We start from the raw sequence: 21,429 nt of genomic DNA, 5'->3' as shown, positions 1-21,429 counted from the left end.
GTGATGGCCGACGATGGCGCCCTGCGGATCATTCATTGCTTCAGATCGCCTGTCGGCGGGATTTTCCGGCATGTGCGCGACCTCGTCGAGGAACATCGCGCGGCCGGCCACGAGATCGGCGTCATCTGCGACAGCTCGACTGGTGGGGCGCATGAGGATCGGCTGTTTGACGATATCCGGCCGCTCCTCTCGCTCGGTCTCATTCGCATCCCGATCCGGCGCGCGATCGTGCCTTCGGACCTTGCGGTCATCTTCAACAGTTACAAACATATCAAGAGCTTGCAGCCGGATATCCTGCATGGGCACGGCGCCAAGGGTGGCGCGCTTGCCCGGCTGATCGGCTCAACCCTGCGGGTCAACAGGTATCGCGTAGCCCGCCTCTATTCGCCCCATGGGGGCAGCCTGCACTTCACGCGGTCCAGCCTCTCCGGCCGGGCCGTGCTGGGACTTGAACGCCTCCAGGAGCGCCTGACCGACAGCCTCGTCTTCGTCTGCGACTATGAGCGGCGCACTTACGAGGAAAAGGTCGGCCGGCCCCGCACCCAGTCCCGCGTCATCCTGAATGGCATTCAGGAGGACGAATTCGAAACCGTGGCCGCCGGCCCAGATGCGGCGGATTTCCTCTATATCGGCATGCTGCGCGATCTGAAGGGGCCGGACGTCTTCATCGACGCGTTTGCCCGCACGGAGCGTGCCGTCGGCCGGCCGCTTTCGGCGCTCATGATAGGAGACGGGCCGGATCGCGACCGCTACGAGGCAATGATGGCCGAACGGGGATTGAGCCGCCGTATCCGGATGATGCCCGCCATGCCGGCGCGCGCGGCATTTTCCATGGCCAGGATCGTCGTCGTGCCGTCGCGCGCCGAAGCCATGCCCTATATCGTGCTGGAGGCGCTTGCCGCGGGCAAGCCGCTGATCGCCTCGCGCGTCGGCGGAATACCGGAAATTCTGGGAGCGGACAGCGCAGCACTCGCCGCACCCGGCGATGCGCAAGACCTTTCCGGCATCATGGCAAACGCGCTGACCACGCCTGGCTGGCGGGAACGCGTGATGCCGAAACCGGAAGACTTCAAGTCGGCGTTCTCCGCCTCGGTGATGGCCCGCGAACTCCTCGACCTGTACCGGAATCTCCTCTCGCGCCCGGCTAGCATGCGGACGGGCGAAATCGTTTCTTAGCATCTTTCTGCTACCGCATATTCCTGCGGAACCTTCAGGAAGGGCTCCGGCGCGCTCTGTTGCGCGTCCCATCAGGCATGGGCAGGAGGACCGAGGCGATGAACCAGCTTGGAAAATCCGATCAGTTCGACGTGGAATCCCTGCGCCGGCAGGCGTCCGAGATTCGTCCGAACGAGCCGGGACACCAGGCCGCCCAGAGAGCTGTTGAGCTCAATCCGCTGGCCCGGCAAATCGCCGAGCAGTTCCGTGACAACAGCTATTCTCCGGCCATGCTGATCGGGCAACTCCGCCTGCTGGAGTTCGCATCGCTCCTGGCAATCGGACTTCTGGCGAGCATGCTACTGGCACCGGAGCCAACCCAGAATTTCCTTCCGCGCTTTGCCGTGATCGCCTTCGGCGCGGCGCTGGTCGTGCTTCTCCTGCAGCTTGCCGATGCCTATCAGATCCCGATGCTCAGGGCGCCTCGCCGGACGATGGTTCGCGTTCTCACCTGCTGGGCGATCGGCCTCACGGCCACGCTCGGCCTCCTCTATATGATCGCCGGCGAATCCCACACCGCGGGCGGGGCCATCGCCTGGCTTGCGGCTGGCGGCCTCTTCCTCACCGCCGAACGCCAGCTTTTCGCTTTCGGCATCCGCCATTGGGGTCGCAACGGGGTGATGGAGCGCCGCGCCGTCATCATCGGCGGCGGCGAACCTGCCAAGCAGCTCGTGCGCGCCCTCGAACAGCAGCCCGACAACGATATCCGCATCTGCGGCATCTTCGACGACCGCCGCAGCGAGCGTTCGCCAAAGGTCGTCGCCGGCTATCCGAAGCTCGGCACGTTTGCGGAACTGGTCGAATTCGCCAGGCTCGCCCGCATCGACATGCTCATCATCGCCCTTCCCGCCACCGCGGAGGCACGTATCCTCGAACTACTGAGGAAGCTCTGGGTGCTGCCGGTGGACATCCGCCTTGCCGCCCATACGAACCGCCTGCGCTTCCGGCCCCGCTCCTACTCGCATGTTGGCGCTGTGCCGATGTTCGACATCTTCGACAAGCCCATCCGCGATTGGGATTCGGTCGCCAAGCGTGCCTTCGACATCACCTTCGCGCTGGTTGCCCTCGTTCTGCTCTGGCCGCTGATGATCGCCGCTGCGATCGCCGTAAAAGTCACCTCGAAGGGACCTGTCCTCTTCCGTCAGAAGCGCCATGGCTTCAACAACGAGGTCATCGAGATTCTGAAATTCCGCTCCATGTATACCGACATGAGCGACCAGACCGCGGTGAAGGCGGTCACCAAGGGCGATCCGCGCGTCACGCCGGTCGGCCGCTTCCTGCGCAAATCGTCCGTCGACGAACTGCCGCAGCTCCTCAATGTGCTGCGCGGCGAGCTTTCGCTTGTCGGCCCCCGCCCCCACGCCGTCCAGGCGCAGACCGGCAACCGCAAATATGTCGACGTGGTGGAGAGCTATTTCGCCCGCCACCGGGTCAAGCCGGGCGTCACCGGCTGGGCGCAAATCAACGGGCTGCGCGGCGAGCTGGACAGCGACGAGAAGATCAGGGCGCGCACCGCCTATGATCTCGACTATATCGAGAACTGGTCGCTCTTCTTCGACCTCAAGATACTCTTCCTGACGCCGATCCGTCTCCTCAACACGGAAAACGCCTATTGAGCGCGGCCGCACACGATCTTTCCGGTCCCTTCGAGGCGAGGCGCTCCGGCGCCCGCCTGGCCGGCTCGGCCATGATCGCGTTCGGCGTCTTCCTCTCCGGCTTCGTGATGTCGGAGCCGGCACCCTACGAGCTGATGATGGTGGCGCAGATCGCCGTCTGGTTCCTGCTGGGCTTGAAGATTTCCCGCACGGTCGCGCCGCTGCTGGCGCTTCTCCTGATCTTCAATATCGGCGGCCTGTTCTCCATGCTGGTCATGAAGGACATGAGCGGCGCGCCGATGTATTTCGCCGTCTCGACCTTCCTGGCGCTCACCTCGGTATTCTATGCGGCAGTCGTCGAGGATGATCCCGGGCGGCTTTCTCTCATCTTCAAGGCCTGGGTCGCCGCCGCGACCATCACGGCCATGCTCGGCATTCTCGGCTATTTCCACGCCTTTCCGGGCGCTGCCGTCTTCACGCGCTACGACCGCGCCATGGGCGCCTTCGAAGACCCGAACGTCTTCGGTCCCTATCTGGTCGCGCCGCTGCTCTACCTGCTCTACCGGCTACTGACGGGCAGGCTGACGCAGGCGCCGCTCCTCATCCTCGGCCTTCTGATTCTCACCCTCGGCATCTTCCTTTCCTTCTCGCGCGCGGCCTGGGGATTGCTCGCCTTTTCCGGCGCGGCACTCGTCCTGCTCATGCTGCTGAAGGAGCGCAGCGGCGCCTTCCGCCTGAATATCCTGGCGCTTTCGATCGGAGCATTCGTGCTTCTCGCGCTGGCGCTTCTCATAGCGCTGCAGTTCGACCAGGTCTCGGACCTCTTCCTCAACCGGGCCCGGCTGGTGCAGGAATATGACGGCGCGCGCCTCGGACGCTTCGAGCGGCACAAGATCGGCTTCCTGATGGCGATGGAACGTCCGCTCGGCCTCGGGCCGATGGTGCTCGGCCAGATGTTCGGCGAGGACGAGCACAATATCTGGCTGAAATCGCTGACCACCTATGGCTGGCTCGGGTTCGTGACCTACGTGACGCTGATCTGCTGGACGCTCTCGATGGGCTTCCGCTACCTGCTTCGCGAGCGGCCGTGGCAACCCTATCTAATGATCGCCTGGGTGATGATCCTCGGACATGCCCTGATCGGCAACGTCATCGATACCGATCACTGGCGGCATTTCTACCTGCTGCTCGGGGTTCTCTGGGGATGCTGCGCTCTCGAACACCGGCACCAGCGCGCAAGGCGCCTCGCCTCCCCCGTGCCAGCCCCAGCGCGACCTTGACTTCGGACCACCTCGCTCCAAATTTTTCAATATGCTGACCGTTTCGCAACTGCGCGCCGCGCGCGCCATGACGGGAATGACGGTGGAAGAACTCGCTTCCGCGACCGGCCTTTCCGTTACCGCCATCACGGCAGCGGAGGCATCGCCCGGTCCTTTTGCCGATGCAGCCCTCACCGACAGGTTGCGCGGCATATTCGAGGCCAGGGGCGTGCTCTTCCTTGCCGCCGGCGAGGAGAATGCCGGCGCCGGCCCCGGATTGCGCCTGCGCAGCCGCTTCGAGGACGAGGGCATCCGCCCGCAGAACCTGAACGCGGCCAACGACGGGTAGCGGCCGCCACCTCACCCAAGTAAAGCGGAATGTTTCCGGCCAGGGATCGGATATTGGCGAGGACCTGTCCTTTCATCTCCGTGCGGCGGCTTCAACAAGTGTTCCGCACCTTCACGCAACGTGAAAGCATAACTTCCGCCTTCTCCTTCGAAATCCTGTCGTAAACGGAACGTTTCCTTCTCAGAATGATTGATCCGGCAGGAGTAATTCTGCGCAGCACGAACCTCGTGCTGCGCCCAAGGAGGATAGACATGAAGAAGCCTCTCATTTCCACGAGCCTCATCTCGGCCCTCGCGTTTGGCGCATTGGGCATCGGCATCGCCCCGGTGTCCGCCCAGGATTTCGAACTGCGTATCGGCCCAGACGGCGTGCGCCCTATGGTCCGCGACCGTGATCGTGATCGCGACTACGACCGCGGCGGCTRCAGCCCGCGCGCAGCCCGTGCGGCCGCCCGTGACGAAGGTTTCCGCGATCCCGAGGTCGTCCGCGCAACCCGCCGCAGCATAACGGTCGAAGGTTTCACCCGGAATGGTCCGGACCGGATCACCTTTGCCAATCGCCGAGGCTGCCCGGAAATCTAGGATAGCGATGATCGATACGCGAAGCCCCGCCGATGGCGGGGCTTTTCGCATATGGAGAACAGATGATTCATGCGTCGGATGCTCGGCTCTGCCGAAGTCCCACGAGGTGGAACCATCTCGATTGCACCGGCCGCCCGAATGCCTAACGAAGAGAGTAAACTGACTGAGAATTCAAAGAGATAAATGGTCGGGGCGACTGGACTCGAACCAGCGACCCCTTGACCCCCAGTCAAGTGCGCTACCGGGCTGCGCTACGCCCCGACCAGCTTCATGCGAAGCACGCCTTCAATACTGACATGCACCTGTCTGCGCAAGGGGAAAAATGGCAGCGCTCGGGAATGAGTTCCCGGGGGAAGGCCGTATTCCGGCCGAAGAGAAAATCCCCGCCTTTCGGGCGGGGATTTCGTTCGCTGTATCAACGATACGGCGAGTAGCACTGGCGACGCGGACCGTTATAGGGCTGGAACGTGTTGTCGTAAGGCCTATAGGACCGATAACGCGAATAGCACCAGTTGACGTGCGCGCTGCCTCCGCCAGAGTAGCGGGGTGCGGGCGCATAGCGCGGCTGTGCAAGCGCGCCGCCGATGATAGCGCCGGCTGCAAATCCGCCGAGGGCCGCACCGAGATTCGAACGATCCCGATGCCTGTAGTAGCGGTGCCCGTAATGACGCCGCCAGCGACGGTCGTCACGCCAATAACGGCGGTCGCCGCGCCAATCGCGGTCACGGCGCCAGTAACGGCGATCGCCATATTCCAGGCCGCCGCCGCGGTTGACATAATATTGGGCGTTCACGACATCGGATGTCTGCGCCCTGGATACGGCGGGAACCGTTGGAAAGGCCTGCGCCGGCGCGATGCCGGTGAAGCCAGTCACCACCGATACCAGTATGACTGCAAGCTTTTTCATGTTTCCACACCTCTTTGTTCCTACCTGTTAAGTAAGACAGATATTCTTAGGTTCCACCTGAACCCGAGGTGAATGGTAAATTTAGCGTGTATTCAGGCAGAAATGCCTGAGACCAATGGACGTTCGGCCTTTTGGGACCCTCGAAAACCGGCTATCGCCTGCTCTATCGCACCTGGTCCAGCAACCGCTTGCATTCGAGAAGATCGAAGAGCGCTTCCTGCAGCAAGGCCTGGTCTTCCTTGCCGATGCTCGACTTGCCAACGGAAATCTCCGGGCTATCCCCATCGCTGGACGAGCCGAAACCGAAGAAACGGCCGCTAGGCTTCACCTTCGGCCGGCCGACGATCTGGTCTTCTTCGGCGCCGCCGATCTTCGGATCCACATGCTTGTCGCTGCTTGCGGCCATCAGCGCTTCCATGGTGGCCACATCGCCGGAGGCGATCGCGGCGACGAACTTGTTGCCGTTCGTCTTCAGAAGCTTCTGCACGCCCTTGATGGTATAGCCGTGGTCGTAGAGCAGATGCCGGATTCCCTTCAGCAGGTCGACATCCTCGGGTCGGTAATAACGCCGCCCGCCCCCGCGCTTCATCGGCTTGATCTGCGGAAAGCGGGTTTCCCAGAAACGCAGCACATGCTGCGGCAGGTCGAGGTCCTCGGCGACCTCGCTGATGGTTCGGAAAGCGTCCGGGCTCTTGTCCAAGTCTCAACTCCCAGAGGTCCATTGCCGCTGCGCGGAACATTGCTATTCGCGACGCAAGACCAAGCATTGGCGATTATGCTACGAATCGAACGTATCTCAAAGGCTTACACCGTGAGATTCAAGCATATTCACAGGAAGTGTGGAGAAGTAAGGCAACCGGCGGAAAAATCCGATCAGGCGGCGGGGCTCGCCCTCTGCTTGATCTTGCGCGCGGTGTGAGCCTTGAGGATGCGGTTCTTGAGGACGTTCGAGGCCTTGAACGTCATTACCCGACGCGGAGAGATCGGCACTTCCTCGCCGGTCTTGGGATTGCGGCCGATGCGCTCGTTTTTCGAGCGGACCTGGAAGGTGGCGAAGGAGGAGAGTTTGACGGTTTCGCCGCGCACGATGGCGTTGCAGATCTCGTCGATGACGGTCTCTACGAGTTCGGCTGATTCCGTCCGCGAAAGCCCGACCTTGCGAAATACAGACTCCGCCAAGTCTGCCCTTGTTACTGTCTTGCCGGCCATGACTCCGCCCTGTTTTGAAAATTCATCTTATCAAAGCCGGCTGAGAGTATTTTGCTTGGCCGTCAGGGTCAAGCGCTTGTCCTGATCGATAATATCCACTTTGAGCGAAGTGGCGAAGCTTACCAGCGGACGAGCATCGCCCCCCAGGTGAAGCCGCCGCCCATGGCTTCCAGCATCACTAGATCGCCCTTCTTTATGCGCCCGTCCGCAAGCGCAACGGAAAGCGCGAGCGGGATGGAGGCCGCCGAGGTGTTGCCGTGTTGATCGACGGTGACGACTACCTTCTCCAGCGGGATCGCGAGCTTCTTGGCGGAACCGTCGATGATGCGTCGGTTGGCCTGATGCGGCACCAGCCAGTCGAGGTCGTCGGCCGTCGTGCCGGTGGAGGCGAAGGCAGCCTCGATCACGTCGGTGATCATGCCAACGGCGTGCTTGAAGACCTCGCGGCCTTCCATGCGCAGATGGCCGACCGTGCCGGTGCTCGAGGGCCCGCCGTCCACATAGAGCTTTTCCTTGTGGCTGCCGTCGGAGCGCAGATGCGCGGCCAGTATGCCGCGGTCGGCATTTGTGCCCTCGCCTTCGGAGGCTTCCAGCACCAGGGCGCCGGCGCCATCGCCGAACAGCACGCAGGTGGTACGGTCCTCCCAGTCGAGGATGCGCGAGAAGGTCTCGGCGCCGATCACCAGGGCGCGCTTCGCAAGGCCGGCACGCAGATGGGCATCGGCGGTCGCCATGGCATAGACGAAACCGGTGCAGACCGCCTGCATGTCGAAGGCATAGCCATGCGTCATGCCGAGCCGGTTCTGGATATCGACAGCGGTTGCCGGAAAGGTGTTGTCCGGCGTGGAGGTCGCCACCAGCACGAGATCGATGTCGTCCGGCGTCAGTCCGGCGTTATCGAGCGCCGCGCGCGCCGCAGCAGCGCCGAGCGAGGCCGTCGTCTCTCCCTCGCCCGCGATATAGCGCTGGCGGATACCTGTGCGCTGGACGATCCATTCGTCCGAGGTGTCCACGAGGCTTTCCAGCTCCCGGTTGGACATCACCCGTTTGGGGAGCGCCGCCCCATAACCACGAACCACTGAACGGATCATTCTGCTTCACATCCCATCGTCATGCCGCTTCCGGACCAGCCGGCGGCTGGTGTCGGGCATGATAAATCTTCAAATCCTGCACGATCTTCGCATTGAGATCGTTGCGCGCCATATCATAGCCGGTATCGATCGCCGCCGCGAAGCCATCGGCATTTGCGCCGCCATGGCTCTTGATGACGATGCCGTTCAATCCCAAAAAGACGCCGCCATTGACCTTGTTCGGATCCATCTTCTCGCGCAGCCGGTCGAATGCGCTCTTCGCCAGCAGATAGCCGAGCCTGGCCGCCCAGGTACGAGACATCGACTCGCGCAGGAGCTGGCCGATCTGGCGGGCCGTACCTTCCGCCGCCTTGAGCGCGATATTGCCGGTAAAACCTTCCGTCACGACGACGTCGACCGTTCCCTTGCCGATGTCGTCGCCCTCGACAAAGCCGTGATAGGCGATGGTCGGCAGGTTGGCCTCGCGGATGAGCCGGCCGGCTTCCTTGACCTCTTCCTGACCCTTTATTTCTTCGACGCCGACATTCAGGAGACCGACGGTAGGGCGCTCGATCTCGAAAAGGGAGCGGGCCATGGCGCCGCCCATCAGCGCGAAATCGAGGAGCTGCTGACTGTCGGCGCCGATCGTCGCGCCGACATCGAGGACGATGCTTTCGCCCTTCAGCGTCGGCCAGATGCCGGCGATCGCCGGGCGTTCGATATTGGCCATGGTGCGCAGACAGAACTTGGCCATGGCCATCAGCGCGCCCGTATTGCCCGCGGAAACCACGACGTCCGCCTCGCCCAGCTTCACCGCCTCTATCGCGCGCCACATGGTCGAGACGTAACGGCCCCGGCGCAGCGCCGCACTCGGCTTCTCGTCCATACGGACGGCAAGCTCGCATTCGTGGAAAACCGATTTTTCCCTGAGCTTCGGATATTTCGCCAGAAGCGGCTCGCATTCTGCCTTGAGCCCGTAAATGACGAATCTCACATCCGGGTGGCGTTCCAATGCCTTGGCAGCGCCGGGAATGACGACCTCGGGACCATAATCGCCGCCCATAGCATCGAGAGATATTCTGATCACGCGTCCCTGATCCTTGTGGTCCGCCGAAGACAAGCCGCCTTTGACGAAATGGAGGCCAAAATACTGGTTCTGCGGCCGCTTACAACCCAATCATGTCGAATTGGCAACCGTCTTCAATCCTTTTTCCAGTCCTTAAGGACCGCGAAGGGCGATGGTCGCTTTGCGGTTTCTCCGGCATCTCCTTCAAGATGGGGCGAAAATTCGACATCCGCCTTGCGCGGATAGGGATCGATCGCGAGCGCCGCAAACTCCGCCACGACGGCCCCGGCGTCGATCGTATCGCCGGAGAAGGTTTCCGGCAGGTCCGGGCCGTCGGGGTCGATCAGCATCTCAGCCGTCTCTCCGGTCACGATCCGCGCGAGCTTGGAATCCTCGGGGACGAAAATCTGCTCGAAGTGTTCGTCGAGCCTGGCTTCGACCGGCTCCAGCGTCACCACGCAGGACTGCACGATATCGGCTTCCACCCTGCCCTTGATGCGGATGCCATCCTTCTTCCAGCGGCCGATCTGCAGGTCGGCCTTCAGCGATTTCACCGAAACCACCTGCCAGAGCTTGGCAAGCCCTTCCAATTCGCGTTCGTTCGCCTCGACGTGAACGCTGACCGGATTGGCGGAGATGTGCCCCACTTTCACCGAATAGGAAAAGGGAGGCTTTTCCTCCCCGTCATGCCTCGTCTTCATGAAAACCTCACGTTCCCGGCTGCGGCAGGACCGCAGCGCCTCGGGAAATTTCGTCTTCGGAAACCACGGCAAGCGCCGCCTCCGCCTTCATCATCCAATCGGCGAGCCCGCGCATGTCCGGCGCTGCCTGCCTGTCCGGGTGGATATTGCGCTGCAGGGCCGCCGCGAGCGCCTCGCTATCTCCGGCTTCCAGCGCCGCCGCATAGGATTCCAGCCGGCCGTAGAACATGCCAGCGAGCTTTTTCATGCGCTTCGGCACGCCCTGGTCGCCGATGCCGAGTTCGCGGATCGAATGGTCGATATCCTGGAAAAAGGCATCGACGATCTCCTGCGCGAGCTCCTGACCGCTGACGCCCGATTTCGCCGTGCGGCGGAAAAACAGGATCATGACGATCGACAGCATCTCGTAACGTCCCATCACCGTGTCCGGAACATCGAGATCGCTATAGAAGAAAGGAGCCCGGGCCAGCGATGTCAAGGTCGCGTATTGCCGGTCGACGATGGCGCGATTGTGGTTTTTCTTCTTCAATAAGCCGAAGATCATCGGAATTCTCTGGGTTGCCACTCGGATTCGGCTTAGCCGCGTTGCATGGAAACGAAAGCTGGTTTACCGAAGCAGGCGCGAATTGCAATGCCGTTYCGCCGCGGACCGCTACGACCGGAGCTTGCCGCGGGCGCGAATTCTCCGGTTCCCGGTGCGTCCGTGTCCCCGGAATAGCCACAATGGTATGAACAGCAGGAAACCGGCAACCGGTCGGTCTAGTGAAATTGGGGGATGTCGTTGAAGAAGCGGGTTTTCGGGTCTGACATGAAATTCTTGAGTAAAACCGCAGTCGCCGTCGTCGTGATGTCCGTGGCCGTCGCCGGCTGCAACAGCATGAACATCGGCGAGACGATGTATAACGGCTACGTCATCGACCAGGAGTCGCTGGCTCTCATCCCCGAAGGCTCGAGCCGCGAACAGGTGCTGCTCACCATGGGAACGCCCTCGACGACCGCGACCTTCGATTCCGAGGTCTTCTACTACATCTCGCAAAAGCGCCAGAAGATCGCCGCCTTCGCCAAGCCGCGGCTGGTGGAGCAGAATATCGTGGCGATCTATTTCAACAAGGACGGCGTAGTCGAGCGCCGCGCCAACTACACCCTTCAGGACGGCAAGGTCTTCGATACGATTTCGCGCACCACGCCGACCGGCGGTAGGGATCTCACCTTCCTGCAGCAGCTTCTGTCCGGCGGTGCGGCAAGCGGTGCCAACGCGGCACGCAGCCTCTTCCAGACCCTCGGCCGATAAAATTCACTGATTCGAAAAAGCCCGCGGAGAGAGATCTCCGCGGGCTTTTGCTTGTCCGGTTCGACCGCTTCAGTGGGCGAGAATGGCGAGCAGCAGCAAGGCTACGATATTGGTGATCTTGATCGCCGGGTTGACGGCGGGGCCGGCGGTATCCTTGTAGGGATCGCCCACCGTATCGCCAGTGACGGACGCCTTGTGAGCCTCGGACCCTTTCATGTGCCGGGTACCGTCCTTGTCGACGAAACCGTCCTCGAAGCTCTTCTTGGCATTGTCCCAGGCGCCGCCGCCCGAGGTCATGGAGATCGCCACGAAAAGGCCGTTGACGATAACGCCGAGCAGCGAAGCGCCGAGGGCGGCGAAGGCCGACGCCTTCGAACCCGAGATGGCGAGCACGCCGAAATAGACGACGATCGGCGCCAGCACGGGCAGAAGCGAGGGCAGAACCATCTCGCGGATCGCAGCCTTGGTCAGCAGGTCGACGGCCTTGCCGTAGTCCGGACGCTCGCGGCCTTCCATGATGCCCGGCTTTTCGCGGAACTGCCTGCGCACCTCTTCCACGATCGAGCCGGCCGCCCTGCCCACCGCCGTCATCGCGATCCCGCCGAAGAGGTAGGGAATGAGGCCGCCGAAGATGAGGCCGGCGACGACGTAAGGATTGGAGAGGCTGAAGGAGATTTCTCCGATGCCGGCGAAATACGGGTGGCGATCGCCATTGGCGGCGAAATAGCTCAAGTCGTTGGAATAGGCCGCGAAGAGCACCAGAGCGCCGAGACCGGCGGAGCCGATCGCATAGCCCTTTGTCACGGCCTTGGTCGTGTTGCCGACCGCGTCGAGCGCATCGGTGGACTTGCGGACCTCGGACGGCATGCCCGACATTTCGGCGATGCCGCCGGCATTGTCGGTGACCGGGCCGAAGGCATCGAGCGCCACGATCATTCCCGCCAGACCGAGCATGGCGGTGACCGCGATTGCCGTACCGAACAGGCCGCCGAGCTGGTAGGTGGCGATGATGCCGGCGACGATGACGATCGCCGGCAACGCCGTCGATTCCAGCGAAACGGCGAGCCCCTGGATGACGTTGGTGCCGTGTCCGGTGACCGAGGCTTGGGCGATGGAATTGACCGGACGCTTGTTGGTGCCGGTGTAGTATTCGGTGATGACGACGATCAGCGCCGTCACCACGAGGCCGAGCAGGCCGCAGAGGAAGAGGCTGGCGCCGGTGATCTCCGAGCCTGCTACGGTGCCGATCGTCCCCCAGCCGACGGTCAGGGATGTCGCCGCGCCCAGGCCGAGGATCGACAGGAGACCGGTGACGATGAGGCCCTTGTAGAGAGCACCCATGATCGAGTTGTTGGAGCCGAGCTTCACGAAGAAGGTGCCGATGATGGAGGTGACGATGCAGGCCCCGCAGATCGCCAGCGGGTAGAGCATGGTGCTTTCGAGCACCGGCGTGCCGGCAAAGAAGATCGCCGCGAGCACCATGGTAGCGACCACGGTTACGGCATAGGTCTCGAACAGGTCGGCCGCCATGCCGGCGCAATCGCCGACATTGTCGCCCACGTTATCGGCGATGGTTGCCGGGTTGCGCGGGTCATCCTCCGGAATGCCGGCCTCCACCTTGCCGACCAGATCTCCGCCGACGTCGGCGCCCTTGGTGAAGATGCCGCCGCCGAGGCGGGCGAAGATCGAGATCAGCGAGGCGCCGAAGCCGAGCGCCACGAGGGAGTCGATAACCTCTCGCGAGCCGCTCTCATAACCAAGACCGGCCGTCAGGATCAGGTAATAGATGGAAACGCCGAGGAGTGCGAGGCCGGCAACCAGGAGGCCGGTGATGGCACCGGATTTGAAGGCGATGTCGAGACCCGCGGAAAGGCTCTGCGACGCCGCCTGCGCCGTGCGAACGTTCGCGCGGACCGAGACATGCATTCCGATGAACCCGGCCGCGCCGGAAAGCAGCGCACCGATCACGAAGCCCAGGGCCGCCGAACCGGAAAGCAATAGCCAGGTCGCAACGGCCACGACTGCGCCGACGATCGCGATCGTCATGTATTGGCGCGTCAGATAGGCCTGGGCCCCCTCGCGGATATAGCCCGCGATCTCCTGCATGCGCTGATTGCCCTGGTCAGCGGCAAGAACCGCCTGCGTTGCCCATACTGCATAGATGATCGCAAGCAAGCCGCAAACGATCACACCCAGAATTACGGTCATTCGCTTTTCCTCTCTCCCAGATGAGACCGGCTAAGAACACCCCCGCCGGCCGCGCGTGACGGCAACCCGCCTCCCCTCCCAGGATTCACGGCTTGCCGAGCAACGCGAGATTGCGGTGGAGATGAATTGGCGTCAAGCCCCGCCGGGAACAAGACCCGGCGAACGGCCGGTCAGACCGCTTTTGCAGGCCCCTTGCGGATGAGGAGCAGGACGAGGACGAGGCAGAGAATAGTCACGGGCCAGATGACCAGATTGATGAACGACCACCCATAGGCGATGAAAATCTTGCCGGACGAAAAAGACGACAGGGCGACGGTGCCGAACAGAACGATATCGTGGAACCCCTGCACCTTGTCCGCTTCATGCGGGCGATAGCTGGACGCGACGATCGCGGTGGAGCCGATGAAGCCGAAATTCCAGCCAACACCCAGAAGCACGAGAGACAACCAGAAATTCCACAATTCGACGCCGATATGGGCCACGACGGCGCAAGCCATGAGGATGACGAGGCCCGCGGCAACCACCTTTTCCGCGCTGAAACGGGTAATGAGCATGCCGGTGAAGAAGCTCGGACCAAACATGGCGAGCACGTGCCACTGAATGCCGAGCGTCGCCATCTCGGTCGGGAAACCGCAGCCGATCACCATTGCAAGCGGCGCGCCGGTCATGACGAAGGTCATCAGCGCATAGGTGCATATGCCGCAGATCATGCCGATCATGAAGCGCTGGGTCAGCACGATTTCACCAAGCGGTCGGGCGGGTTGAGCCTGGGCAGATGAGGTTGAAGGCTTCGGCAGCTTCAGAAATATCAGGATGCCGAGGGCGACAATGCAGAGCGGGATGATTGCCAGGAAGGCACCGGCGAAGGTCACGGGCGCCAGGATGTCCTTGGCCCAGATGGCAATCTGCGGGCCGAGCACTGCGGAAACGACGCCGGCACCGAGAATCCAGGAGATCGCCTTGGGCTTATAGGAGGAAGGCGAGGCATCCGCCGCCGCGAACCGAATCTTCTGGGTAAAACCTGCGCAGGTACCGATCAGGATGAGTGCGGCAACGAACAGCCAGAAATCGCCGCGCAGCAGGGCGATCGCGGCGACCGCTCCGCCAAGCACGCCGATCACGCTGCCGAGCATGAAGGCCTGCTTGCGGCCGAGCCAGCGCGATGCGATCGCGATCACCACCGCGCCGCAGGCGGTGCCGACGTTGAATCCGGTGATCGGCGCGGTCGCAAGCGACTTGTCTTCGGCGAGAAGCTGGTAGCCGGCAAGCGAACCAAGAGAAATGGAGAGCGGCGCGATCGAGCCCAAAATCGCCTGAGCGCCCGCAAGAAGCGCGACACTGCGCCGGGCGGTCCGCATCTGCGTTTGAAGATCCAGCCCAGCGTCCACGTCTTTTACCTCGGTTTACTTCTTCGCTTCGCCGCGAACCTGCTTGGCGATGCGGTCGAGAACTGCATTGACGATGCGCGGCGGCTCTTCCTCGAAGAAGGCGCGGGCGATCTCGACATATTCGGTGACGATGACGGCGACCGGTACGTCCTTGCGCTCCAGGATTTCGAACGTGCCGGCGCGCAGGATGGCGCGCAGGGTCSAATCGAGGCGCGAAAGCGGCCAGTCCTCCTGCAGCGACGAGCGGATCAGCGGGTCGATCTTCGTCTGATCGCGAACGACGCCGGAGACGATCGAACGGAACCAGGCTGCGTCCGCCTTCAGATAGGTATCGCCGTCGAGCTCCTGGCCGAGGCGGTGGGCTTCGTATTCGGCCACCACTTCCAAAACGCCGGTGCCGCCCACATCCATCTGATAAAGCGCCTGCACGGCGGCGAGGCGCGCCGCTCCGCGCTGATTGGCCGTTCTGACCGGCTGTTCCGGGTCTTTCGCCATTTTCTCAACCACCATTCAACTTCTCGCGCAGCGCGATCATCGTCAGCGCGGCACGGGCGGCAAAGCCGCCCTTGTCCTTATCCGAGCGGCGGGCGCGCGCCCAGGCCTGCTCGTCATTCTCGACCGTCAGAATGCCGTTGCCGATCGGCAGGGATTCCGAAACCGCCAGATCCATCAGCGCGCGGGAGGATTCGTTGGCGACGATATCGAAATGATAGGTTTCGCCGCGAATGACCATGCCGAGCGCGACGAAGCCATGATACTCCGTTCCGCCCTCTTCCGCCGCATCGAGCGCCATGGCGATCGCCGGCGGGATTTCCAGTGCGCCGGGAACGGTCACCACCTCATAGGTCGCACCGGCTTCTTCGAGGGCTGCGGTCGCGCCTTCGAGCAGCGCGTCGGCCATGTCGTCGTAGAAGCGAGCCTCGACGATCAGGAGATGGGGCTTTGTAGCGGGCATGGGTATTCCTGCTGATTGACGGGCAACGGGCCCTTGAAATGCCGGGTCAAACCATGACGCGAGACGGAAGGCAAGTGTTTTTAGGCTCCGGGTCCCCGGATCGTCCTCGGATTTAATCCAGGGATCACTTGCCCGAGGGTGACGAGCAGGCAAACGCCTCCCTTGGCGATCTCGGTTGCTTTGTTTCGGCCGGGACACGTCGGGTGTCTCGTATTTAGTTTTGTAGGTGACACGCGACGTGTCCCGTTCGGTGTGTTTTTCCGCGCAACTCCGGTCCCTCTGCGGCGATATGGGCTTATGTCCTTGCGGATTGCCATACCGGGTTGTGTGCGACACACGCACGCCCCGCCATCTTTCAGGCGAGAGGGGGACCATTTTCTACGCAGCCCCTGACGATCCGCCTGCATCACCAGCAGACCGAAAGGGCACCGGCCCCATCTCGCCGGCGATGCTTTTCCGGTGCAGCCGAAACGGGACGAGAGGGATTATGGGGGAGAATTGAAGGGCGGGGATGAAGAAGGGTGAAACTTTCTTCGAGCACCGCCCTTTCCTCCGTCATCCCTGTGCTTGTCACAGGGATCCAGCGCGACCAAGTCCTTGGGCGCAAAAGACACTTTGAAATTCATAGAAGCCAGGGAGAAATGTCCTCCCATTCCGGATTGACGCTTTCGATCAAATTGAGCTTCCACGCTCTCGGCCATTTTTTGATGGTCTTTTCCCGCCGGATGGCATCCACCACCAGATCATGGATTTCGAACCAGACCAGCGTCTTGACCCCGTAGCGGCTGGTGAAACCCGGCGTCAGCTCGTTCTGATGTTCATAGAGGCGGCCGGGAAGATCGCTGGTCATGCCGGTATAGAGCGTGCCGTTTCGTTTCGATGCCAGGATGTAGACATAGCCACAGCGCATGCGGCGATGATTGCATGAGAGCGACATACTCGCAAAGGTTTATGGGCCTATTCCAGTTAGGTAGACACTGCGTGACTCAAGGAGTCCTCTCGCCGTGCAGACGCGCGGCGGCTGGATCCCTGTGACTGATCCCCGGATCAAGTCCGAGGACAGGGATGACGGGAGTGCGTGGCAACGCTGGTGCCTCGCTCACCGATCGAGTTTATTTCTCGCCCAGCCCCTCTGGCCCGCCAACTATTCCCCACCCTTGACGCTATCTGCCGGGTTTCCATCTCAACGGTATTGGCAGATGGGAAAACGCTCATGTCCGACGATCATGAAGCCGTGCTGGCGCGGGTAACAGGCAGGGTGCAGGGCGTCAGCTTTCGTGTCTGGACGCGTAACGAGGCGGTGCGGCTCGGCCTCACCGGCTGGGTTCGCAACGAAGCGGATGGTTCAGTGGCCGCCCTGATCGCCGGCCCGAAGGCCGCTGTCGCGGCCATGATCGAACGCTTGCGGCGCGGGCCGCCGGCCGCCTCGGTTTCCAGCGTGGAAACGCAACCGGCCGCCCCTGCCGAGATGCCGAGCGAATTCCGCATCACCGGCTGACGGCCTGCCGAAGCAGGCCGCGTTTTCTCAAGGAGTTTCGGGGCTGACGGCCCTAAAGCGCCATGTCCGGAACGCGGGGAACCTCGCCAGCCGGCGCGGGAGCTCCCAGAGCGGACGTATCGATGGCGGGCGGAGCGATGGCCAGTTGCAGCCGTTCGCTGGTGGCGGCCCATTCTCTCGCAAGGATCTCCGGATTTTCATTGAGCTTCATACCGTAGCTCGGAACGATCCTGCGGACCTTTTCCTGCCATTCGGGCGTTGCGAGCCGCTCCGGGAAAACCTTCTTGAGCACATCCAGCATGATGGGTGCCGCGGTGGACGCGCCCGGCGAAGCACCGAGCAGCGCGGCGATGCTGCCATCCCCGGACGCCACGATTTCCGTGCCCAGCTTCAGGACGCCGCCCTTTTCCGCATCGCGCTTGATGATCTGCACGCGCTGGCCGGCCTGCCACAGGCGCCAATCCTCGGCATTGGCCTGCGGGAAATATTCGCGCAGCGCCGTCAGATGATCCTCATCGGACATCATCAACTGTCCGGCCAGGTATTGGACAAGACCAAACTCGTCCATGCCGACCTTCAGCATCGGCCAGATGTTTTCGAGCGTGACGGAGGCCGGCAGATCGAAATAGGAACCGTCCTTCAGGAACTTGGTCGAGAAGGTGGCGAAGGGTCCGAAAAGGATCACCCGCTTGCCGTCGAGCATGCGGGTATCGAGATGCGGGACCGACATCGGCGGCGCGCCGACGGACGCCTGGCCATAGGCCTTGGCGAGATGCCTGTTCACGATCTCCGGCCGTTCGCAGACGAGGAACGACCCGCCCACGGGGAAGCCCGCATAATCATCCCCCTCGGGAATGCCCGACATCTGAAGCAGCGGCAGAGCGGCGCCGCCGGCGCCGAGGAACAGGAACTTCGCCCTGGTAGTGCCCTTCTGCGAGCCGTCCTTCGTATCGACGTAGCTGACGCTCCAGGTGCCGTCGTCGTTGCGGCGGATATCCCGCACTTCCGACGAGGTGTGCAGTTTGAAAGTGGGCTGCTGTTTCAGATGCCCGACATATTGGCGGGTGATCTCACCGAAATTCACATCGGTCCCGAGCGGGCTCCAGGTGGCGGCGATCCTCTGCGACGGATCGCGGCCCTCGATCATGAGCGGCACCCATTCGGCGATCTCGTCATGATCGGTGGAGAAGCGCATTCCGGAGAAGAGCGCGCTCCCCTTCAGCGCCTCGTGGCGCTTTTGCAGGAACGCGACATTCTCGTCTCCCCAGACGAAGCTCATATGCGGCGTGGAGTTGATGAAGGAGCGTGGCTCCTTCAGGACGCCCATATCCATCTGATGGGCGAAGAACTGGCGGGAGATCTGAAACGCTTCATTGATCTCCACCGCCCTGCCGATCTGGACATTGCCGTTCACGTCTTCGGGCGTGTAATTGAGCTCGGCGAGCGCCGAATGGCCGGTACCGGCATTGTTCCAGCCGTTGGAGCTTTCCAGCGCCACGTCATCCAGCCGCTCGATCATCTCGATCGTCCAGGAGGGCTCCAGCTCTCTCAGCAGGACGCCGAGCGTGGCGCTCATGATGCCGCCGCCGATAAGGAGGACATCGACCGCTTTTTCCTCGGGAGCTGCCCAGCTCGGCAGTGCGGGGAGGCTGAGAGCGGCGGCGGCAGCGCCGGTGGCGGCAGAGCCGAGAAGTTGCCGGCGGCTCATCGCGAAATCACGAGAAAGCCCGAGATGCGTGTGGACGCTCTTGTTTTCGGAAGGCATCGCTCACCTTAAAAGTTGGTTATAGATCCTCCCAATTTGGGTCTATAAGGGCAAGGCAGGAGGGTGACAAGTCCGCATGGGGCACCGTGTCACCCCGCATGGAGGGTTCCGGGACAATGGCAGGCATACCCACGCTCGAAACCGGAAGGCTGATCCTGAGAGCGCACCGGCTGGAGGATTTCGACGCCTATGCGGAATTCTGGGCCATGCCCGAGGTCGTCCGCTTCATCACCGGCGTTCCGATGACCCGCGAGGGGGCCTGGGGGCGGATGCTGCGCGTCAACGGCATGTGGCACCTGATGGGATTCGGTTTTCTGGCGATCGAGGAAAAGGCAACCGGCCGATTCCTGGGCGAGGCAGGCTTCCAGGACATGCGCCGCGGCTTCGAGCCTTCCATCGAAGGCACGCTGGAGACGGGCTGGGCGCTCATTCCCTCAGCCCACGGCAAGGGATATGCGACGGAGGCGGTGGGCGCGCTCGTCGCCTGGGCGGAAACGCATTTTCCGGACCGGCGGATGACCTGCATCATCAGCCCCGAAAACGAGGCTTCGCTGCGCGTCGCCTCCAAATTCGGTTTCCGCGAGTTCGCCCGCAGCGACTATCACGGCCCGATCGTCGTTCTCAGCCGCGAGAATGCATCGGGATCGCAGGCGGCTTAGTAGTCAGACCTTCGCGGGAAACTCGGCAAGGCGCGCGGCATAACGCGCCATGGTATCCACCTCGAAATTGACGAAATCGCCCGCCTTGCGCTCGCCCCAGGTGGTGACGGCAAGCGTATGGCGGATGAGAAGCACGTCGAAATTCGCGCCATCCACGGCGTTCACCGTGAGCGAGGTGCCGTCGAGCGCGACGGAGCCCTTGGGCGCGACGAAGCGGGCAAGATGCTCCGGTGCGCGAAGCCGGATGCGGACGGCCTCTCCTTCGAACTCGACCGAGAGGATTTCCGCCTTGTCGTCCACATGGCCGGAGACGATGTGGCCGCCGAGCTCGTCGCCAACCTTTAACGGGCGCTCCAGATTGACGCGGGTGCCTTCGGCCCAGGTCGCGATGGTGGTGAGCCGCAGGGCCTCTTCCCAGGCCTCGACCTCGAACCAGCGTTCGTTGCTGCCGTCCTGCGGCAGACCGGTCACGGTCAGGCACACGCCGGCATGGGCGATCGATGCCCCCATGTCGATGGTCTTCGGATCGTAATTGGTGGCGATCCGGAGCTTCAGGCCCTCGTCCATCGGCGTCAGTTTCTCGACAGTGCCGACATCGGTGACAATTCCGGTGAACATCAGGAAACCCTTTCGTAATCGAATGCGCGATCGCGGCCGTAGACGCCCTCGCCCACGAGCCTGAATGCCGATGGCATATCGGATGGCGTCAGCGGGGATTCAAGCCCGCCCTCGCCCAGCGCCTCGGGACTCTGGAACAGGAGAATGCGGTCCACCAACTCGGCATCGAGGAAGGCGCTTGCCGTGACGGCCCCGCCTTCCACCAGCAGCGAGGACATGCCGCGGGCGGCAAGCGTGGTTAGGAGAGCCCGGAGATCGGGGGCATCGAGAATTTCGACGCCGGCCTCGGCCAATTTGGTCCGTTTGGTATCGACCCCTCCCTCCTCTGCGGCAGAGGGGGATAACATCACGGCCACCACCGGCACGGCCTTCGCCGTCTTTACCAGTTTGGAATCGACAGGCAGTTCCAGCCGGCGGTCGAGCACGATGCGGACGGGCGACCGATCTTCGAGCCCAGGAAGCCGGACGGTGAGCTCGGGATCGTCCGCCAGCGCGGTGCCGATGCCGACCAGGATCGTATCCGACTGGGCGCGCAGGCGATGAACCGCCTCGCGGACCTCGGGACCGGTGATCGCCACCTCCTCGCCCCGCCTGCCGAGCATGCCGTCGGCGGAAACAGCAAGCTTCAGAGTCACATGAGGCCGGCCCTTCGTCTGTCGCATGAGGTAGCCGGCGAGCGCGCGGCTCCCCTCCTCCTCCAGCAGGCCGGTTTCCACCTCGATGCCGGCCTCGCTCAAGATCGCAAGGCCGCGGCCGGAAACGCGCGGGTCCGGATCGGTGACCGCAACGACGACGCGGGCCACACCGGCGGCCACCAGCGCATTGGCGCAGGGCGGCGTCTTGCCGTGATGGGAGCAGGGTTCGAGCGTGACATAAGCGGTGGCGCCGCGGGCCGCCTCGCCGGCGATCGCCAGCGCCTGGGTTTCCGCGTGGGGACGACCGCCCGGCGCAGTCACCGCCTCGCCGACGATCACGCCGTCCTTGACGATGACGCAGCCGACGGAAGGGTTGGTGCCGGTGAGCCCGATATTGCGGCGCGACAGCCGGATGGCGGCCGCCATGAACTCCCGGTCCTCGGGCGCGCCGCCCATCGCG

Annotated in this window: 23 protein-coding genes and 1 tRNA gene; 8 read left to right on the top strand and 16 right to left on the bottom strand. The window is 62.8% G+C overall.

Annotation, left to right across the window (positions count from 1 at the left end; genetic code table 11):
- Positions 1-3: 3 nt before the first annotated feature.
- The 5 genes from LCM4573_RS22740 (at position 4) to LCM4573_RS22720 (ending at position 4,999) form a co-directional block, all read left to right on the top strand.
- Entirely contained in the window at positions 4-1,176 is a 1,173-nt protein-coding gene (locus LCM4573_RS22740) for a glycosyltransferase family 4 protein (RefSeq protein WP_071008693.1), read from the top strand.
- A gap of 98 nt (positions 1,177-1,274) precedes the next feature.
- Positions 1,275-2,831 carry an undecaprenyl-phosphate glucose phosphotransferase gene (locus tag LCM4573_RS22735; RefSeq protein WP_071008692.1) on the top strand — a complete coding sequence of 519 codons (1,557 nt, stop codon included), beginning with the start codon at positions 1,275-1,277 and terminating at the stop codon, positions 2,829-2,831.
- Positions 2,828-4,090 (top strand): O-antigen ligase, encoded by a 1,263-nt coding sequence (locus LCM4573_RS22730; protein WP_071008691.1) that lies wholly within the window; start codon positions 2,828-2,830, stop codon positions 4,088-4,090. Before LCM4573_RS22735 ends, LCM4573_RS22730 begins: the two co-directional genes overlap by 4 nt.
- Before the next feature lie 31 nt (positions 4,091-4,121).
- Positions 4,122-4,418 (top strand): helix-turn-helix transcriptional regulator, encoded by a 297-nt coding sequence (locus LCM4573_RS22725; protein ID WP_071008690.1) that lies wholly within the window; start codon positions 4,122-4,124, stop codon positions 4,416-4,418.
- Between the two features lie 251 nt (positions 4,419-4,669).
- Positions 4,670-4,999 (top strand): hypothetical protein, encoded by a 330-nt coding sequence (locus LCM4573_RS22720; protein WP_071008689.1) that lies wholly within the window; start codon positions 4,670-4,672, stop codon positions 4,997-4,999.
- Between the two features lie 184 nt (positions 5,000-5,183).
- On the opposite strand, the gene LCM4573_RS22715 is transcribed toward LCM4573_RS22720, so the two are convergent.
- From LCM4573_RS22715 to LCM4573_RS22680, 8 genes are all read right to left on the bottom strand, one after another.
- A tRNA-Pro gene (locus LCM4573_RS22715) sits at positions 5,184-5,260 on the bottom strand.
- 154 nt (positions 5,261-5,414) lie between these two features.
- Entirely contained in the window at positions 5,415-5,906 is a 492-nt protein-coding gene (locus LCM4573_RS22710) for a BA14K family protein (RefSeq protein WP_071008688.1), read from the bottom strand.
- Between the two features lie 163 nt (positions 5,907-6,069).
- Positions 6,070-6,606: a MerR family transcriptional regulator gene (locus LCM4573_RS22705; protein WP_071008687.1), complete on the bottom strand. Its 537-nt coding sequence runs from the start codon at positions 6,604-6,606 to the stop codon at positions 6,070-6,072.
- Positions 6,607-6,779: 173 nt separating this feature from the next.
- On the bottom strand, positions 6,780-7,115 hold the full coding sequence (locus LCM4573_RS22700; RefSeq protein ID WP_046792807.1) for an integration host factor subunit alpha: 336 nt from the start codon (positions 7,113-7,115) through the stop codon (positions 6,780-6,782).
- Between the two features lie 119 nt (positions 7,116-7,234).
- Positions 7,235-8,206 (bottom strand): beta-ketoacyl-ACP synthase III, encoded by a 972-nt coding sequence (locus LCM4573_RS22695; protein ID WP_071008686.1) that lies wholly within the window; start codon positions 8,204-8,206, stop codon positions 7,235-7,237.
- A gap of 19 nt (positions 8,207-8,225) precedes the next feature.
- Entirely contained in the window at positions 8,226-9,272 is a 1,047-nt protein-coding gene (gene plsX / locus LCM4573_RS22690) for a phosphate acyltransferase PlsX (protein WP_071009210.1), read from the bottom strand.
- A gap of 113 nt (positions 9,273-9,385) precedes the next feature.
- Positions 9,386-9,952, bottom strand: a complete 567-nt coding sequence (locus LCM4573_RS22685) for a DUF177 domain-containing protein (protein WP_071008685.1) — start codon at positions 9,950-9,952, stop codon at positions 9,386-9,388.
- A gap of 7 nt (positions 9,953-9,959) precedes the next feature.
- A complete protein-coding gene (locus tag LCM4573_RS22680; protein ID WP_071008684.1) occupies positions 9,960-10,496 on the bottom strand; it encodes a ubiquinol-cytochrome C chaperone family protein in 537 nt (178 codons plus the stop codon).
- Between the two features lie 231 nt (positions 10,497-10,727).
- On the opposite strand from LCM4573_RS22680, the gene LCM4573_RS22675 reads away from it, so the two are divergent.
- Positions 10,728-11,243 carry an outer membrane protein assembly factor BamE gene (locus tag LCM4573_RS22675; protein WP_071008683.1) on the top strand — a complete coding sequence of 172 codons (516 nt, stop codon included), beginning with the start codon at positions 10,728-10,730 and terminating at the stop codon, positions 11,241-11,243.
- A gap of 69 nt (positions 11,244-11,312) precedes the next feature.
- Here LCM4573_RS22675 and LCM4573_RS22670 read toward each other — a convergent pair whose 3' ends face one another.
- From LCM4573_RS22670 to LCM4573_RS22650, 5 genes are all read right to left on the bottom strand, one after another.
- Complete coding sequence (locus LCM4573_RS22670; RefSeq protein WP_071008682.1) at positions 11,313-13,451, bottom strand: sodium-translocating pyrophosphatase; 2,139 nt, start codon at positions 13,449-13,451, stop codon at positions 11,313-11,315.
- 170 nt (positions 13,452-13,621) lie between these two features.
- Entirely contained in the window at positions 13,622-14,809 is a 1,188-nt protein-coding gene (locus LCM4573_RS22665) for an MFS transporter (protein ID WP_071009209.1), read from the bottom strand.
- Positions 14,810-14,854: 45 nt separating this feature from the next.
- Positions 14,855-15,334 (bottom strand): transcription antitermination factor NusB, encoded by a 480-nt coding sequence (nusB, locus tag LCM4573_RS22660; RefSeq protein WP_071009208.1) that lies wholly within the window; start codon positions 15,332-15,334, stop codon positions 14,855-14,857.
- Positions 15,335-15,338: 4 nt separating this feature from the next.
- Complete coding sequence (ribH, locus tag LCM4573_RS22655) at positions 15,339-15,794, bottom strand: 6,7-dimethyl-8-ribityllumazine synthase (RefSeq protein WP_071008681.1); 456 nt, start codon at positions 15,792-15,794, stop codon at positions 15,339-15,341.
- 622 nt (positions 15,795-16,416) lie between these two features.
- Positions 16,417-16,704 (bottom strand): GIY-YIG nuclease family protein, encoded by a 288-nt coding sequence (locus LCM4573_RS22650; protein WP_071009207.1) that lies wholly within the window; start codon positions 16,702-16,704, stop codon positions 16,417-16,419.
- 303 nt (positions 16,705-17,007) lie between these two features.
- On the opposite strand from LCM4573_RS22650, the gene LCM4573_RS22645 reads away from it, so the two are divergent.
- Positions 17,008-17,292 carry an acylphosphatase gene (locus tag LCM4573_RS22645; RefSeq protein WP_071008680.1) on the top strand — a complete coding sequence of 95 codons (285 nt, stop codon included), beginning with the start codon at positions 17,008-17,010 and terminating at the stop codon, positions 17,290-17,292.
- Between the two features lie 52 nt (positions 17,293-17,344).
- Here the strand turns inward: LCM4573_RS22645 and mqo are convergent, their stop codons facing one another.
- A complete protein-coding gene (gene mqo, locus LCM4573_RS22640; RefSeq protein ID WP_071008679.1) occupies positions 17,345-19,057 on the bottom strand; it encodes a malate dehydrogenase (quinone) in 1,713 nt (570 codons plus the stop codon).
- A 116-nt stretch (positions 19,058-19,173) separates the two neighbouring features.
- On the opposite strand from mqo, the gene LCM4573_RS22635 reads away from it, so the two are divergent.
- A complete protein-coding gene (locus tag LCM4573_RS22635; protein ID WP_071008678.1) occupies positions 19,174-19,716 on the top strand; it encodes a GNAT family N-acetyltransferase in 543 nt (180 codons plus the stop codon).
- Between the two features lie 3 nt (positions 19,717-19,719).
- Here LCM4573_RS22635 and LCM4573_RS22630 read toward each other — a convergent pair whose 3' ends face one another.
- Both LCM4573_RS22630 and ribD read right to left on the bottom strand, forming a co-directional pair.
- Positions 19,720-20,334: a riboflavin synthase gene (locus LCM4573_RS22630; protein WP_071008677.1), complete on the bottom strand. Its 615-nt coding sequence runs from the start codon at positions 20,332-20,334 to the stop codon at positions 19,720-19,722.
- Positions 20,334-21,425, bottom strand: a complete 1,092-nt coding sequence (gene ribD, locus LCM4573_RS22625; RefSeq protein WP_071008676.1) for a bifunctional diaminohydroxyphosphoribosylaminopyrimidine deaminase/5-amino-6-(5-phosphoribosylamino)uracil reductase RibD — start codon at positions 21,423-21,425, stop codon at positions 20,334-20,336. The genes LCM4573_RS22630 and ribD overlap by 1 nt, the downstream gene beginning before the upstream one ends.
- Positions 21,426-21,429: the final 4 nt, after the last annotated feature.

Origin of the sequence: Rhizobium sp. LCM 4573 (assembly GCF_001854865.1) — a bacterium.
In the GTDB taxonomy this organism is placed as follows: domain Bacteria; phylum Pseudomonadota; class Alphaproteobacteria; order Rhizobiales; family Rhizobiaceae; genus Neorhizobium.
The sequence above is the reverse complement of the archived record's forward strand: the minus strand, read 5'-3'. Positions and strand labels throughout refer to the sequence as shown.

Coding starts and splice junctions, on each gene's coding strand:
- LCM4573_RS22675 (WP_071008683.1), top strand. CDS start 10,728: ATGTCGTTGAAGAAGCGGGTTTTCGGGTCTGACATGAAATTCTTGAGT.
- LCM4573_RS22635 (WP_071008678.1), top strand. CDS start 19,174: ATGGCAGGCATACCCACGCTCGAAACCGGAAGGCTGATCCTGAGAGCG.
- LCM4573_RS22710 (WP_071008688.1), bottom strand. CDS start 5,906: ATGAAAAAGCTTGCAGTCATACTGGTATCGGTGGTGACTGGCTTCACC.
- LCM4573_RS22685 (WP_071008685.1), bottom strand. CDS start 9,952: ATGAAGACGAGGCATGACGGGGAGGAAAAGCCTCCCTTTTCCTATTCG.
- LCM4573_RS22695 (WP_071008686.1), bottom strand. CDS start 8,206: ATGATCCGTTCAGTGGTTCGTGGTTATGGGGCGGCGCTCCCCAAACGG.
- LCM4573_RS22630 (WP_071008677.1), bottom strand. CDS start 20,334: ATGTTCACCGGAATTGTCACCGATGTCGGCACTGTCGAGAAACTGACG.
- LCM4573_RS22735 (WP_071008692.1), top strand. CDS start 1,275: ATGAACCAGCTTGGAAAATCCGATCAGTTCGACGTGGAATCCCTGCGC.
- ribH (WP_071008681.1), bottom strand. CDS start 15,794: ATGCCCGCTACAAAGCCCCATCTCCTGATCGTCGAGGCTCGCTTCTAC.
- LCM4573_RS22680 (WP_071008684.1), bottom strand. CDS start 10,496: ATGATCTTCGGCTTATTGAAGAAGAAAAACCACAATCGCGCCATCGTC.
- LCM4573_RS22740 (WP_071008693.1), top strand. CDS start 4: ATGGCCGACGATGGCGCCCTGCGGATCATTCATTGCTTCAGATCGCCT.
- LCM4573_RS22725 (WP_071008690.1), top strand. CDS start 4,122: ATGCTGACCGTTTCGCAACTGCGCGCCGCGCGCGCCATGACGGGAATG.
- ribD (WP_071008676.1), bottom strand. CDS start 21,425: ATGGGCGGCGCGCCCGAGGACCGGGAGTTCATGGCGGCCGCCATCCGG.
- LCM4573_RS22645 (WP_071008680.1), top strand. CDS start 17,008: ATGTCCGACGATCATGAAGCCGTGCTGGCGCGGGTAACAGGCAGGGTG.
- LCM4573_RS22665 (WP_071009209.1), bottom strand. CDS start 14,809: ATGCGGACCGCCCGGCGCAGTGTCGCGCTTCTTGCGGGCGCTCAGGCG.
- LCM4573_RS22650 (WP_071009207.1), bottom strand. CDS start 16,704: ATGCGCTGTGGCTATGTCTACATCCTGGCATCGAAACGAAACGGCACG.
- LCM4573_RS22700 (WP_046792807.1), bottom strand. CDS start 7,115: ATGGCCGGCAAGACAGTAACAAGGGCAGACTTGGCGGAGTCTGTATTT.
- LCM4573_RS22670 (WP_071008682.1), bottom strand. CDS start 13,451: ATGACCGTAATTCTGGGTGTGATCGTTTGCGGCTTGCTTGCGATCATC.
- mqo (WP_071008679.1), bottom strand. CDS start 19,057: ATGCCTTCCGAAAACAAGAGCGTCCACACGCATCTCGGGCTTTCTCGT.